The 14,459-nt window shown below is 31.3% G+C and carries 11 protein-coding genes; 7 read left to right on the top strand and 4 right to left on the bottom strand.

Annotation, left to right across the window (positions count from 1 at the left end; translation table 11 throughout):
- The first annotated feature begins 311 nt into the window (after nt 1-311).
- On the top strand, nt 312-1,115 hold the full coding sequence (locus NSQ95_RS07485; protein WP_342560613.1) for a hypothetical protein: 804 nt from the start codon (nt 312-314) through the stop codon (nt 1,113-1,115).
- A complete protein-coding gene (locus tag NSQ95_RS07490) occupies nt 1,112-2,977 on the top strand; it encodes a hypothetical protein (RefSeq protein WP_342560614.1) in 1,866 nt (621 codons plus the stop codon). The genes NSQ95_RS07485 and NSQ95_RS07490 overlap by 4 nt, the downstream gene beginning before the upstream one ends.
- A 297-nt stretch (nt 2,978-3,274) precedes the next feature.
- On the opposite strand, the gene NSQ95_RS07495 is transcribed toward NSQ95_RS07490, so the two are convergent.
- From NSQ95_RS07495 to istA, 3 genes are all read right to left on the bottom strand, one after another.
- Entirely contained in the window at nt 3,275-4,279 is a 1,005-nt protein-coding gene (locus NSQ95_RS07495; RefSeq protein ID WP_342560615.1) for a PIN domain-containing protein, read from the bottom strand.
- A 629-nt stretch (nt 4,280-4,908) separates the two neighbouring features.
- Nucleotides 4,909-5,655, bottom strand: a complete 747-nt coding sequence (istB, locus tag NSQ95_RS07500) for an IS21-like element helper ATPase IstB (RefSeq protein ID WP_342559798.1) — start codon at nt 5,653-5,655, stop codon at nt 4,909-4,911.
- Nucleotides 5,652-7,199, bottom strand: a complete 1,548-nt coding sequence (gene istA, locus NSQ95_RS07505) for an IS21 family transposase (protein WP_342560794.1) — start codon at nt 7,197-7,199, stop codon at nt 5,652-5,654. Before istA ends, istB begins: the two co-directional genes overlap by 4 nt.
- A gap of 111 nt (nt 7,200-7,310) precedes the next feature.
- On the opposite strand from istA, the gene NSQ95_RS07510 reads away from it, so the two are divergent.
- Complete coding sequence (locus NSQ95_RS07510; RefSeq protein WP_342560795.1) at nt 7,311-7,937, top strand: recombinase family protein; 627 nt, start codon at nt 7,311-7,313, stop codon at nt 7,935-7,937.
- Between the two features lie 272 nt (nt 7,938-8,209).
- On the opposite strand, the gene NSQ95_RS07515 is transcribed toward NSQ95_RS07510, so the two are convergent.
- Complete coding sequence (locus tag NSQ95_RS07515; protein ID WP_342560616.1) at nt 8,210-9,649, bottom strand: HEPN domain-containing protein; 1,440 nt, start codon at nt 9,647-9,649, stop codon at nt 8,210-8,212.
- 163 nt (nt 9,650-9,812) lie between these two features.
- Between NSQ95_RS07515 and NSQ95_RS07520 the strand changes: the two genes are divergently transcribed.
- The 4 genes from NSQ95_RS07520 (at nt 9,813) to NSQ95_RS07535 (ending at nt 14,421) form a co-directional block, all read left to right on the top strand.
- Entirely contained in the window at nt 9,813-11,090 is a 1,278-nt protein-coding gene (locus tag NSQ95_RS07520; RefSeq protein WP_342560617.1) for a hypothetical protein, read from the top strand.
- Between the two features lie 655 nt (nt 11,091-11,745).
- Nucleotides 11,746-12,309 carry an excalibur calcium-binding domain-containing protein gene (locus NSQ95_RS07525; RefSeq protein ID WP_342560618.1) on the top strand — a complete coding sequence of 188 codons (564 nt, stop codon included), beginning with the start codon at nt 11,746-11,748 and terminating at the stop codon, nt 12,307-12,309.
- 16 nt (nt 12,310-12,325) lie between these two features.
- Entirely contained in the window at nt 12,326-13,750 is a 1,425-nt protein-coding gene (locus NSQ95_RS07530) for a S1C family serine protease (RefSeq protein ID WP_342560619.1), read from the top strand.
- A gap of 371 nt (nt 13,751-14,121) precedes the next feature.
- Nucleotides 14,122-14,421, top strand: coding sequence for a hypothetical protein (locus NSQ95_RS07535; protein ID WP_342560620.1), 300 nt, complete (start codon nt 14,122-14,124; stop codon nt 14,419-14,421).
- The last annotated feature ends 38 nt before the right edge of the window (nt 14,422-14,459 follow it).

The raw sequence follows: 14,459 nt of genomic DNA on the forward strand, positions 1-14,459 counted from the left end.
ATGCAGGATATATTAGTATTATATTTATATATCCGACAAAAACCCCTTGAGAAAATATAGCTCTATTATGCAAATGTAAAGTGTATTAAGAAAACTTCGAATATAAAATAAAAAAGCCTCTTTAGGAATAGAGAGACTATCGCAACAATCTAATTTGACAAACAGTAAAAAAAATGATATATTAGTAATACTTCTCTAAATGATGAAGTTGAATATAGATGTACCACCTTAATACAACTATACATTAAGTCAACATCTTTTGTCAACAGATTTATAAAAAAAGAAGGAAAAATAAAAATGGAGGAAAATAAATGAAGAATCAGAATTTCTATTGCAGTAAGTGTCAGCAAAATGTAAGGGGAAATGAATATTATCATCAAGGGGGAATTTGTAATAAATGTCGAAGCAGAATATCTAAAGAGAAAGTAGATAATTATACTGGTATTCAACTGGCAGAGTATTTATTACATAAGTCATGCATAAGAGCTTTAGAGAGAGTTAAAAGGAAATGGTATAAAACATATCAAGGGGTGAAATGTCAGTGGAAAAAGCCAGTAGAAATGAAGAAAGACTTAATGAATAACAAATTATTTTGGGAGGCTTGGATTAAACAAAGCAATGTTTACGAAAATAACGAAAGAAAATTAAGTATTAGACCTTCTCTGGACAGAATTGAATCAAACGTAGGCAATGAAGGTCATTACTATATGGAAAATATGCAAGTATTATCTTTTGGAGATAATTCTATAAAGGCTAGTGCAATTAAATGTAAAGTGTTTTTTATCAAAAATATGAGAATTGTTAGAGTAACAGATTTTGACGCTATACAGGATGTAATGAAAGAGTTTAAGGTTATAGGATATAACACAAAGCAGATTAATAGGGATACAGGGGAAATTCAATACATAGGTGATGGTTACTCAGTATTAATTCAGTCAATAGACGGAGAATTAAATCAAAAGGATAATGACAAGCCACGATATAGAGGGGTATATCAGAGGCAGAAATTCATGGTTGATTTAGATACAGGAGAAGAGTTTCTCATAGGAGTATGGCAGGACATTTTTGAAAGTGATGGAATTTGGTTTAATGAGAGTCAGGTGTCCAAGCCATGAAATTAATGTTAGATAACACCTGTTTCAACTCAAAACCTACAGGGAAGGATGCTTCCAACTTAACCTTTAAACTCATGAAAAACCCAATAGAAATTAACGTAAAGGACTTAGCCCAAGAGTTAATAAAGGGTAAGACATTTACACCTGCTTACTTCAAAGAAAAGGGAGGAGAAATAAAAAGGCAAAAAGCATACTGGTACTCACAGCAAATAATTGCTTTAGATTTTGATGAAGGAATGACATTGTATGAGGCAATTAACACATTTAAAGAGAGTGCTATGTTTATTTACACTACATTTTCTCATACAGAAGAGAATAATAAGTTTCGGGTTGTTTTTGCACTTGATAAACCTACATACAATATATATGAGATTGAACAGACACTCGTTGAGTTAATGAAAATGTATCCAGATGCAGACCCACAATGTAAAGACTGTACACGTTTATTCTATGGAGGAAAGAAGTTATATGAACTCAATTACAATAACAGATTGAAAGTTGAGGATTTCGAAATAGAAGTTTTTAGTGGGACAAAAGAGAATATATTAATATATCCTGCCGAAAACACAAAACAGCAAAAAAACAGTCGAAATATCCTAACAAATAGTAATACAGCAATGAACATTCAGTTGATAAAACAAAAGGACATAGTTAGATTGCAAGAAGTAATATCACCAGAACCCAAAGTTGTACATAATGTTTTTGAACTATTTGATTACTTAAAACAACAAGATTTACGTTTATACATAGGAATTGCTTCACAGAATAATTTTATAGACATATTTCATCACGAAGAAAATCCAAGTGCTTCGATATTTGATTCCAATAAAAATAATGGACATCAGCTTTACAAATGCTTTTCTAAAAGTCATCCATTTACTGGAACGATCCTTCAGATAACTCAAAAGTTATTAGGATGCTCAATTCTAGAAGTTAAGAGATTTCTTATTGAATTGTATAAAATAGAAATCGTAGAGAGTGAAGCACAAAAGGAATTAAAGCTCGCAATTGATACGTATAAGGAGCTTCTTCAATCAGAAGATTTAGAAGAGTTGTATCCGAATTTTTACAAACTTTTTTCAAGGTATGGTTACTTAAAAGACCTATATATATTATTGGATTTAGTAAAAGAGTATCTACCAACAGGTGATGACCCAAGATTATTATTTCATCATTCAATAGATACAATTGCTAGGAAATTTGGAAGAAGTAGAAGTGTTACTCATACCAGAATCAATCATTTTACATTCTTTGAATTAATAGTAAAACTTGATGTTGATGACATACCGTCAGAACTGCTCTCTATACAGCGAAAAAGAAAGAAAGAAAAAAAACATAAATATCTAAATTCTACATATGAGCTTCCATTATACAACTACGATTTCTTTGCTGAATTGGATTCTGTGTGTGCGATATGGATAGAAAAGGGATGTACTTCAAAGACAGTTAATTATGAGGGTATTATGAGAAACTTTGGAGTAGAGGAAGCTGATAGAGTTTTTCCACAAGATAAAGGTAAAGTAATCCCACCGCTTAATGAAGAAGTTGTAAGTAGAATACATAGAACCACACTAGAATTAATTGCAAATAATGGTTGGACAACTGAACAAGAGGTATTAGAAAATATAATACTTTATTTTAATGGTCAGCAAGTTTTTAAACAAAAGCAGTTTAAAATCTGTTTTGGGGAATTATTAGATTCATACGACCTAGAAAGAATAAGGTTAAATAAAGAGTTGAAACAAGAGATGGGAATAGAAGGTAATGGTTATGGGTATATAATTAGACATAAAAAATATGGATTAGTTAGTGTGTACCAGGAAGTCAAGAACACTATGGAATTTTCAATTAACAATAGGTGAAAAACATAGACAAAGCAAACCCAAACTAGGGTAAACATAATGTTAATTGAGTATTTCAAACGTAAAGTAATTAAAATGATAAAAAAACCTGATCCTATGATAAATGGTGGTCAGGTTTTTCTGTATAAAAGAAGTATTTTATCTCAATTGAACTTTGTAATCTTAGGAATTAGTTAACTTACCTTATATCTACGTGCTTATGCTAATTGCTTTAGAAATAGGAGCATTTAAAAAGAGATAGGGGAAATTTTCAAAGGGCTCTTTGGATAAAACTAACTACGTTAGACTTTATAATTTTTAAAATATTCTAATTTTATCTATAATTTGTAAACTGTAATCATCTTGTAATTCACTAAAGATCGCTTCGCATTTTATTTCTGCTGGCGTTAACACTTGTATATATTCATCGTCGCCATAATCGGAATACTCTCTAGATAGTAAATTTATAGAAGTTTTAATTATAATTGGGACGTGGATATATATACTAGATTTAAGTGCCTTTTTTGAAAAGTCGATACGGCAGACAGATTCATTAAGATTAAGCCCGTTTAGAACTATTTCATTTTTGGAATAGACATTTTTTTCAAAAATGTATTCATTTAATGGCTCCTCAAATTCCCAATTATGTACCGATAAATATTTCCTTAGTCGTTCTAACATTTGTTCTTCCTTTAATGTATCTATTTCATAATCAACATAATATTCTTTATCATTCAAAAAACTATAAATATCGTTTCTTAATATTAATCCAGAAAACTCTGCTTTGTAGTCTGGGTGTAAATCGTCTTTATTATGTTTATCTATAGCAAAATCAGTTGAATTTTTGGTTATCAAAAAGTATTGACTTGTTTCATTAATAATTTTCTCTTTGAAATTTAGAATGGTTTCCCAAAGCAACCCGTCTTTAAATTGCTGTCTATTATTTTCAAAAGGTTTCAGTTTTTTAAAATATCTATCAAAGACTTTTTTATAAACATTTAGATCTGGAGCAAAAAATGTAAATGGATATTTACTTAATAACTGTTCTTTATATTTTGTTACAAGCTCTTCCACTTCAAACTCTTTAATAGGGCGGCTTTTATCCACCCAACGATTAAGTTTATTTATCGATTTGATACTTTCATTTCTTTCAACAATTTCTTTTCGTGCGTGGTCAACTAATTCTTGAAAGACAATATCAGTTAGTATAATATCCACATCGTTGCCAGAGATATTTTTAAATCTCAATAATTCTTCGACTGCTGGATTTATAAAAAATTGCTTATCAAGTATATTTGTATCCAAAAAAATATAAGTTTTCATTCAACCAACACTCCTGATTTTAATATTGAATCTCTAATATATTTATCTCAAAGAAGTCTTTCTCTTAAATAACTTAATCATCAGTCTTTTCTGTAGTTTAACATATTTTGAGACAGTGGTGTAGGCGGTTGTGTATGTATTTCATTAATAAAAGATATATTGCTGTTATAAAAATCAAAACAATATGATCTAAATAGTATAGAACCATATTCATTAAGATAATACATGTTAAAAACCCTCTAAAACTGTGTATTGTGCACGAAAATAGATTACAGGTCACATAATAGTGATAAATATCATACATTATTTACAGTATGTACTTATAATCAGACATTTCCATGACGGGATTAAGTTCAAAATGATGGGTGAACATTAAGGATAATAGTTTATAAAGGCATACCTTTAAGGATACTAATATTTAATAGCTATGAGAGGTTTTAAAGGTTGATTTTTTATTTTATAAACGTTTATAAATTTTGTGTATATTTACAAACGATTTGGTTATAATTAAATTAAAGATAACCAAAGGGAGCAGGGGCAAATGAATAAAAAGATCTTCTTATATGTAAGAGTTGTAACCGTCAAGTAGAATTGAACACTTTTTGCTAATTTAGAGTGAACACTTTTGCTTAAAACAAACTCTGTCGGTTTTTCATCCGATAACTGTCTCCATTCATGTGTATTACCTCCACACGATGTAAAAGGCGATCTAAAATAGCCGTAGTAATTCCTTCATCTCCCATTAATTCTCCCCATTGATCTGGACTCTTATTAGAAGTTAAGATAATTGAACTTTGTTCATAAAGATGATTGATCATTTGGAAGAACAGATTGGCCTCACGTTGATCCATCGCCATATACATCAAATCATCAATAATTATTAAATCAGAAGCTCTTAATCGTTTCATCTGTACCTGTGATTTATGCGTAAATTCCTCCGTTTTCAGTAATTGAATTAATTCTCCCATTGTCACAAAGTAAACTTGATAACCTTTGTTAATTGCCTCGATGCCTAAGCCTACGGCTAAGTGAGTTTTTCCCACTCCTGGAGGACCTAATAAGATCAAATTATACTGTTGCTCCAGCCAATTTATTTCTTGTAGTTGAGTAAGTTGGCGTTCACTTAAAGAATTTTGTGCTTCAATACTAAATTCCAACAGAGTTTTCTGATAAGGGAACCGTGCCCATTTCAACCGTCTTTCCACACTCTTAGCTTCTCTTTTCTTTAATTCAAAATGGGTAATGGCCTCTAGGAATTCTAAATAGGTCCATGACGATTTCTCAGCTTCGCGAAGGAGCTGTGGAAGCTCCTCAGCTGTTTCGGCTAAGCGCAATAGTTTGAATTGGCTCTGAATTTCTTTTACCGTATGATTCATGAAAGTTCGCCTCCTAAAATGCTTGTGTACGTACTTAAAGGGCGTGTTCCAACTGGTATATCTACTTTATGAATCGGCCGTTTCTCCTGTTCTAAGGAAACTAATGGTTCCTGTTGAGATTGTTTTTTTAGGTAAAGCACAACGTCTTTAAAATCGTTCGCACTATACAAGTTTTCATGGATGCATTTCTCCAGCGCCTTATCAAACCAAGTTGAATCAGTTATTGATACCGAACGGAAAATTTCTAAATGATCTCGACGATAACGTGGGTATTTCTCGAGCACTTTCTCTATGTAAACCTTCGCTTTTTCTTCATCGTCAAATGCAGATAAAAGCCCATTTTTTAATGCCTCGATGCCTTTAGATCGATCCCTACCATGATTTCTATTCTTAATAAGAATACCTTTCTCCTTGCTAATTGTATGTTTGGCAATGACTTCACGATTCTTACTACTCCTGATAACCAGCTGCTGATTGTTTGAGCCTTTTATTTCAAGGAACACCTGATTATTTCCTTTTGTTTTGTAAGTACCTATCGGTACGGAGTATCGATTAGACTCAAATCTGATTGTGTTGTCCTTCATTACATTTCTTGTTATACTAGACTCATTCATACTTTCTATTGAAAGTAAGCTAGAGACCGGTTGTAAGTGTTGCTTTTCGAGGAGAAACACTTCATCGGGTCTTTTTTTCGTTGTGTTATGCACATTGTGATTCCCAGTTCGTTCGAGCCATTGAAGTGCTCGTTCATTCCAGTCATCAATATCATTAAAAACTCGACTATTTGCGAAGTTCCCTTTGATAAATTTAACGACATTTTCAATCATTCCTTTTGATTCAGGGTCTGCCTTACGACATAAATGAACCCTAAAATTCCGTTCTTTCACATACGATTGAAAATCGGTAGTCAGAATTAAATCACCAGCGTTCTCGCTAACCGAAAGTAAATGATCCTGATCGTATACTATTTCGTTAGGCATTCCCCCATAAAAGTGAAAGGCGTTTTCATGGCAGCGAATCGCATCTCTTGTTGTAAATGGTCGATTTTGCCATTTCATGTATTTATGGCGCGAATGCGCCAAAACAAACGCGATAAAGTAAAGTTTTATCTCTCTTTTACTTACGGTTTTCTGCTTTGTTTCTCCCCAATCAACCTGCATCTGTTTTCCCATAGGCTGTTGTTGTATTGCCTCATACTGCCTTGTTTGTTTCGTCTTTTCAATTTGATATTTCTCTCTGACTTCTTGAACATATAATCGAACAGTACTGTCTCCAATCTCTAGGCTTGGAAACTTTTCTAATAACCAATCTTTAATCTGGGCTGCACTTAGGTGTGGATATTCCTCCAACCAGGCAACTATCCAATCTAGATGTTCATCTAATTTCTTCTTCCTTGTTTTACCTTCTTCAAATTGTTGTATCGCCTCTTCCAAGCTCATCTCCAAATATTTATACACTGTCGTTCGAGATACTTTAAACTGATTTGCAATTTGAGAAACTGTTAAGTTTCTTTTGGCTAGTTGATGAATTTCTAAATATAGCACTAATTTTCCCTCCACTTGTCTGACCCCCAATAAACGAATATATATAGTTTACTGAAAATCTATTAGATTAGCGAAAGTGTTCAATGTTATTTAGCAGAAACTGTCCATTTTATTTTAGCGTTTACAAGAGTTTCGAGTAAAGACCAAAATGAAGCTAGACAATTAAAAGAAGTAAAAGAATTAGGTATAAATGAACGTGATATATTTATTGACAAGGAAAGTGGTAGAGACTTCAATAGACAGCAATATCAAGCATTAAAACAATGTTTGCGGGAAGGTGACTTACTTTACATAAAGTCTATTGATCGCTTTGGAAGAAATTCAAAAGAGATAAAAAAAGAATGGGAAGATATTACGCAAAATATCAAGGCAGATATAAAGGTTTTAGACATGCCTTTACTTGATACTACCCAGCATAAAGACACATTGGGGAACTTTGTGAGTGATTTGGTTTTGCAGGTGTTAGCATTTGTAAGTGAGCGTGAACGTGAAAACATATTGCAACGACAAGCTGAAGGAATAGCTGTAGCTAAAGCTAATGGCAAACATTTGGGGAGACCTAAATTAAATATAAACACAATATCCAAGCAACAACTTCTAACGCTTGAACTAAACTATCCCAAATGGAAAAATAATCAGATTACTGGAGTAGAATTTATGACCTTATTAGAACTAAAAAAGAACACTTTTTACAAAGTCATTGGTGAGTATGAGAAAACGTTGACGGTATCCGAATAGCAATGTTTACCTGTTCTTTAACTAGTTGACCAAATAATAAACCTAAACTCAATAGTGATTCCAGGGAGTGTACTGCTATAGCCTGTATGAACATAGAAGAAAAATAGCAATCAAGACAATGTATAAAGCTATTGATTACTATTACAATAGAACAGAAAACAAAATGAGCAATGAGTGTATCATAAACATTGTCATATGGAATACCAATAGCTAGTTTCTATGGAGTAATAAGCTAACTGGAGCAGAAGATTATAGATGTCTGCTCCAGTTTTTTATTTCATCTTTCCATTTCGAGTTGCTTCTATTAAGGAATTTCGCAGTGAAAGTTGTTTAGATTTTTCCCAAGTTGCATTGATTACAATTTCTTCATCAATCTCTAATTCCATTAGCAGATAATACTCTAACATCAATTTTAACAGAGATATTAATTGATATAATTCTTCACCCTTAACCGTCTTTTTCATTAACTTCTCATCAAAGTGAGTATTGTAGTTTCTAGTATTTTTAATATCTCTAATTATTTCAATTTTTTCCTTATTTCTAAGCATAAATAGATGATGATACTTAGCTTCGTGATGTGGTGAACCAGATTTACTTTTAGGTGTTAACAATTCCTCAAGTCTTTCGTGCAAACTTGGTTCATTAGAAAAAGCTAATTTTTCTTTAACCCATTTTTGATATTCTTCTGGTACATTAGCAATAATTTTTCCTATTTTTTCCGTGTGTTCTTCTTTTGGTAACACTTCATTTTTTCTTGTTAATCTATGGTAGGCCTCAAGTGCTTGAACTAAGTTAAGAAAATGTCTTTCATATGATGTTCGATGGTATTTTATTGATAAAAATAGCTCAATCACTGGTTTTAATTTTTCATTTTTCTCAAACCAGTTTTTCATGCATAAATTAAAATCTTTTTTTATTTGTACTAGACTTATATAGTTCTGATAATTTTTTAACTCATCAAGATTTTCTTTTTTTCCAAATTCTATACCTTTTCCATAAATTTTTATAGGTAATTCTATTTCTTGTGGTGTATTGTAATAAGGCATTGCAGAAATATATTCAATATATGTCCTTGAGTTAGTGCAAAGTGAAAGAAAGTCTCTAACTTGATATATAAGAACGCATGCTTTTTTTAAACATGTAGATTTAAAAAATTTAACTCTCAATTGAGCGTTCGTTTCAATTTTCAATGAACCTGTAAAACTATAATTATAATCTGGCATAGTAGTATAGCAAATACTTAATTCAAATTCGTCGTTTATATGAAATATGTCATCTATTTTTTTGGTAGTTATAATATATTCCGATGAATCATCTAATTCCATATCTACGCCAACTTGAAATGCCCATTTGTTCAAATTCGTAACACTAAAATAAACTTCTTTAACCATAACTTCTTGTTCTGAAGTGAAAATTCCACCTTCTAAGGTATAACTGCTATGAACTTTATATATATACTTTGTATTAAAATTATGAACAAGAGAATTAGATGTTCCTCTACTAATGCTGCAATCATATAAAGTAAAGGCTTCTCCATGATATGTTTTACCGTACACAACATCTGTAGAATAAGGGAGTGATAAAGACTCATCGCTAAAAAGGAATAATTCAGTTTCGTTCGTATCATAATTCAAGCTTAATATGCCATTTAAATTAATATCCGTGTCACCAATTTGCCAATTTCCGAATTGCAATTTCTCTTCTTTATTCAATGCAAAATCTCCTTTTTTACTGTGAGCTATTATATTTGAAAAACTTACGCTATAATATTTATTTCGTCATCTTATTAAAAAAACCTTCTTTTCCCAGTAACCAGTTTCAAGGTTATTATTATTTGTAAAGAAACTATCTGTTGATAATTTAAAAGGAGGTCTCATGGATAATCTAAAGAGTGAAATGTTCAATCATTATGCAGAGAAATGGTTACAAAAGAATTATAAAGAGGTAGTTGTTGGAGAACAGGTGAATAAACGTGAGAGAGATTTATTAGTGATACTATCGTTAACTATGATGGTAGCTGATGAAGAAATTGAGGAATATACGTCTGATCCAGATTTTAGTGTGATAACAGAACTTTTATTAAAATTAAATAATAATAATACTAATTTTGATAAGTTAATGAATATTTTTGATAGAAGAAAAAAAAATATGGACGATACTTTTAATCATAAATTACAAGAAATTGAAGCAATAATTATGAAGGATAAACTCATTGAAGTAAATAATATTCTTGGTAAAGGCATAAGTGAAGAATCTAAAACAGATATTATTAACAAAATTAGAGAAGGTTGTTTTCAACACCAGAAGAATAATTCTCTTGTAGAGCGTTATGATCTGATTAAGTCGCAATTACAATTTACAAATCAATTGTTGGGAAGATTAAATTTAAAAGCACTGTCGACTATGGATTTCGAGAAAAATCAGAATTGGGTTGAAAGAGTTGCGTTTCTAATATATAAACCAGAGATAGTAAATCAAGAATCATTCGTAATATATGACGAGTGGAAAGATTTTCCTTTAAAATGGAGTTTATACTACAAGTCTGTTCCAGAAGGTAGATTAGTTTTTTTTCAATACTTAAAAACAAAAGACTTAAATTTTTACTACAGCCATTATGAAGCCCATACAATAGAAGAGTTAGAGAAAATTACAACGAATAGATTTCTTCATAAAAATGTTCAAAATAGGTATCCATTAATAAATGAAGTTTTAGAAAACTACCGAGATCAAAGGTATGCTTCAACAGTATTGCTTTCTTTGAGTATTATTGAAGGATTATTATGGGATTTATCTAAGATGATATTTGAAGTAGAAGGTAAAATTTATAATAACCATGGAATAATGTTGGATAGTGAAACGGGTAATCTTATTAAAGAGAATAAAATTCGAGAATTGTTGAAGCGTACAGAGATGAAGAATTATTTATATATGCCTTTTATTGAATACTTTTGCGAAGAGTTGTATGAAGAAAGAAATCCTATTATGCATGGTAGAGAGATTAAAAGATTTAAACAAAGTAACGCATTGCAAAAATTGTTCGCTTTAGAAAATGTTTTAAAAGAATTTCAAAGTTATAATGAAAAACAAATGATGAAATTATTTGAACAATTTGATGATAGGGCTAAAGGTTTTTTTCGAAAAATCAAAGAATAAAATGAGATTTGTGATAAAGAACTGTATTTGATTTTTAAAGACTTAAGTAGTCTAGGTATTGATTAAAGAAAAATAAATGTATAGAGGGGTGGTATTTGACCAAATAGATTATATTGAATACTCTAAAAGGTTATAGCTGTACCGCCACTGCACTCACTAGTGGTTTTAGAATGGTGATTTTGGGGTTGGGTAAGAGGGAATAAAGGAACAGATGAAATATTTTCAAAGGGGTGTGGCTATATGCTACATCTTTTTTTATTGTATCGGTGTAGAGGTAGCAAACAGTGGTCATTGCTTATATAAAAATCACAATTATATATTGGTTTCATCTCAGGTGTATAAATAAGATTTGAACAATATAGTTCTATTAAGATGAACGTTTCCTGTTATAAGGCTAGAGGTAACACAACTTATCAAAAATAAACTATAAACGTAGATAAATAAAATAATTCAACCAGAAGTCTAATAGTAAGCAAACACTCATAAAGCCTTAATGTCCGTGGAAATCGCAATTATTAGAGAGTAAAATGTTTATGGTAATAAAGTACTTTTATAAATTAGTTCATTGGCTATATTTTTAGATATTATTTAATACTATAGACTTTATAACTTCCAATATGTAGAATTAGAGGAAATGAAATAGGAGGTATTTGAAATGTTTAATAAGTTATTTAAAGTTATTTTACTAATCGTATTAGCATTAAGCTTTAGTACTATCACTATATTTGGAGCAGAAGCATCAACTAATAAAGTAATGTGGGGTAAGACAGAGTTGAAATTAGGACAGATTGGTAAGGTTACAATATTAAGTAAGACTGAATTAGTGAAATTAGAAAGCGATGGATCTTTGTCTACAGTTAGAACAATTAAAAAAGGTGAAGAGTTCAGAGTATATAACTTCAAGAGTCAACATGGAGGGTTATATGGTGTTGGTGGTGGAAGCTATGTGAAGAAGAGCGACAAGGTTAAGTATGAGACACCTAGTAAGTCAAAACTAGCTCAACTAGAAGAAGCAATCAATAATCCTACCCCTGTTGTAACAGCTCCTTCGACACCTAAAGTTGAAGCTGGATTAGAAGTAATAAAAGGTGCTCCATCATCATTTAAAAACTGTACAGCATTGAAACAGTATTATCCAAATGGGGTTATGAGAGGTCATCCAGCATACGCTTCGAAACATGACAGAGACAAAGATGGTTGGGCCTGTGAGCCTTATTAATTAGGAGGAAAAATAAATGATTAAAGGAATAATGAGACTTCTTATAGTTGCTATATTATTAATAAGTGTGTTCACATTTCATGACCAAACAGCGAATGCTCAGTCAAACAAGGTGATGTGGGGGAAAACAGAACTTAAAGTTGGACAATTGGGCAAAGTAACAGTGCTTTCAAACACACCCCTAGTTAAATTAGAAAGTGATGGATCATTGACTACAGTTCGTAATTTAAATAAAGGTGAAGAGTTTCGAGTATATAGCTATAAGTCTAATCATGGTGGGTTATACGGGGTAGGTGGAGGAAGTTTTATTTCTAAGAGTCCAGTAGTAAAATATGAAACTCCATCAAAAAGTAAATTAGCTTTACTTAGTCAAAATCCAGCAAATGAAAAGAAGGTATATTCCACAAAAGAAATTGTAGAAAAAAATGATGATAAAGTTGTATTAATTGAAACTGAAAATAGCCTAGGTAGTGGGATAGTGGTAGGTAATGGTTTAATTTTAACTAATTATCATGTCATAGAAGGTGCATCAAAAGCTACTATTACTTTTAACAATGGACAACAGTTTGAAGTTGAAGGTATTGTTGAAATGGATGCGAACAAAGATATTGCTTTATTAAAAACATCTAAAGAATTTAATATTTCTGGTGTGACTATTCGTTCTACGAATAAGGGTCTATCCAAGGGAGAGAAAGTAGTCGCAATAGGAAGTCCAGTGGGTTTACAAAATACAGTTTCGGAAGGGATTATTAGTTCATTTAGAACTTCTGCCGGTATTTCTCTTATACAAACAACCGCTGATATAGACAATGGTAGTTCTGGGGGTGCTTTATTTAACACAAACGGGCAACTTATTGGAATGACAACTAGTGGAATTGATAGTCTAAGTGCGAATCTAAATTTCGCAATAGCTACTGAAGTATTTGTACCACTAGTAAACAAATATATCGGTAAAAATCACCGAAATATAAATGCTTCATTCCCTATTATTTCAACACCATTACCTGTAACCAATACGCCAGTTTTTGGAGATATAGCAATGGGTATGACAAAGCAACAAGTAAACAATTTATCTGGTGGTTCATTAAAAAATGAAACTCAGGATCTCCTATTTTACTCTGATGTATCTGTGTTAGGACTATTAGGAGATGTGAATTATGAATTTAAAAATAATAGACTAGTTGCGATTAATATATTTCACTATGCTGTAGATAATCAAGATATTGATACACTTGAAGCCTATTTTGTTTTAATGCACGATGTTCTTAGCGAAAGCTACGGGCTAGCAAAGGTACTGGATACAAATTGGTTTGATGACAAAGATGTTTATAGATTAGCTGCGTACTGGGTATTGGCAGACCATAACACTCTGCTTAATGTTACAATCACAAGTGACTATATTCAAACTTATGGTGGACTGCGTATCTCAATTTCAGAATAACTTATTATTAATAATAAAACCTTCTAATTACCAGGTAGTTATAACGATAAATAAATGAATAGTTTAACTAAGCCTTCTATTCAAAATATATACAGTTAGAATACCTCATTGAAGCAGGAGGATCGAAAGGGTAGTCAATGGTGACTGCTCTTTTTTATTTATTATTAATATACAGTGTTTAAATAGAGGTACAACTGTATACATAATAAGAATTGAAATTGTAATAGGTTGTTTAAGATATATCGAATTTTTACAATAGTTTTGGAGATCTAGAAATAATTTTAGCCAAGAAGGGTTGCATGAATGGTTTGTCCAAAGGTATAGGGAGTTAGAAAAAGTAGGTGGGAAGCTGGGGAAAAGGAGTGACTATAATGGTACTTTACGATGATTACGTATTAGAACACTTAAAAGGACGTGGTTTTCAAGAGATTAAGGAACTCCATATGTATATTACTGACTATATCTTTCATCGTTCTGAAAAGTATTATGCAATTCAAGAAAAATTCTATCGTATGTCTGTTATTGATGTTTATAGGTACGAGGTTCGTTTACAGGAAATTGACATATATGGGGAACTTATTCTTAATGAAAATGGTAAAGTATATAAACTAAGATTGAATATTGATAGGTTTGAAGAAATTGCAGAAATATTTGAACCCAATTCGATTTAAGATTATTAACGAATAGAAGTAGAAATTAAATATACATG

It is taken from the genome of Psychrobacillus sp. FSL W7-1457 (assembly GCF_038593405.1).
GTDB lineage: Bacteria > Bacillota > Bacilli > Bacillales_A > Planococcaceae > Psychrobacillus.

Bases quoted from the DNA above. Each gene is read 5' to 3' on its own strand.
- NSQ95_RS07485 (WP_342560613.1), top strand. From the start codon at position 312: ATGAAGAATCAGAATTTCTATTGCAGTAAGTGTCAGCAAAATGTAAGG.
- NSQ95_RS07490 (WP_342560614.1), top strand. From the start codon at position 1,112: ATGAAATTAATGTTAGATAACACCTGTTTCAACTCAAAACCTACAGGG.
- NSQ95_RS07495 (WP_342560615.1), bottom strand. From the start codon at position 4,279: ATGAAAACTTATATTTTTTTGGATACAAATATACTTGATAAGCAATTT.
- istB (WP_342559798.1), bottom strand. From the start codon at position 5,655: ATGAATCATACGGTAAAAGAAATTCAGAGCCAATTCAAACTATTGCGC.
- NSQ95_RS07520 (WP_342560617.1), top strand. From the start codon at position 9,813: ATGGATAATCTAAAGAGTGAAATGTTCAATCATTATGCAGAGAAATGG.
- NSQ95_RS07525 (WP_342560618.1), top strand. From the start codon at position 11,746: ATGTTTAATAAGTTATTTAAAGTTATTTTACTAATCGTATTAGCATTA.
- NSQ95_RS07530 (WP_342560619.1), top strand. From the start codon at position 12,326: ATGATTAAAGGAATAATGAGACTTCTTATAGTTGCTATATTATTAATA.
- NSQ95_RS07535 (WP_342560620.1), top strand. From the start codon at position 14,122: ATGGTACTTTACGATGATTACGTATTAGAACACTTAAAAGGACGTGGT.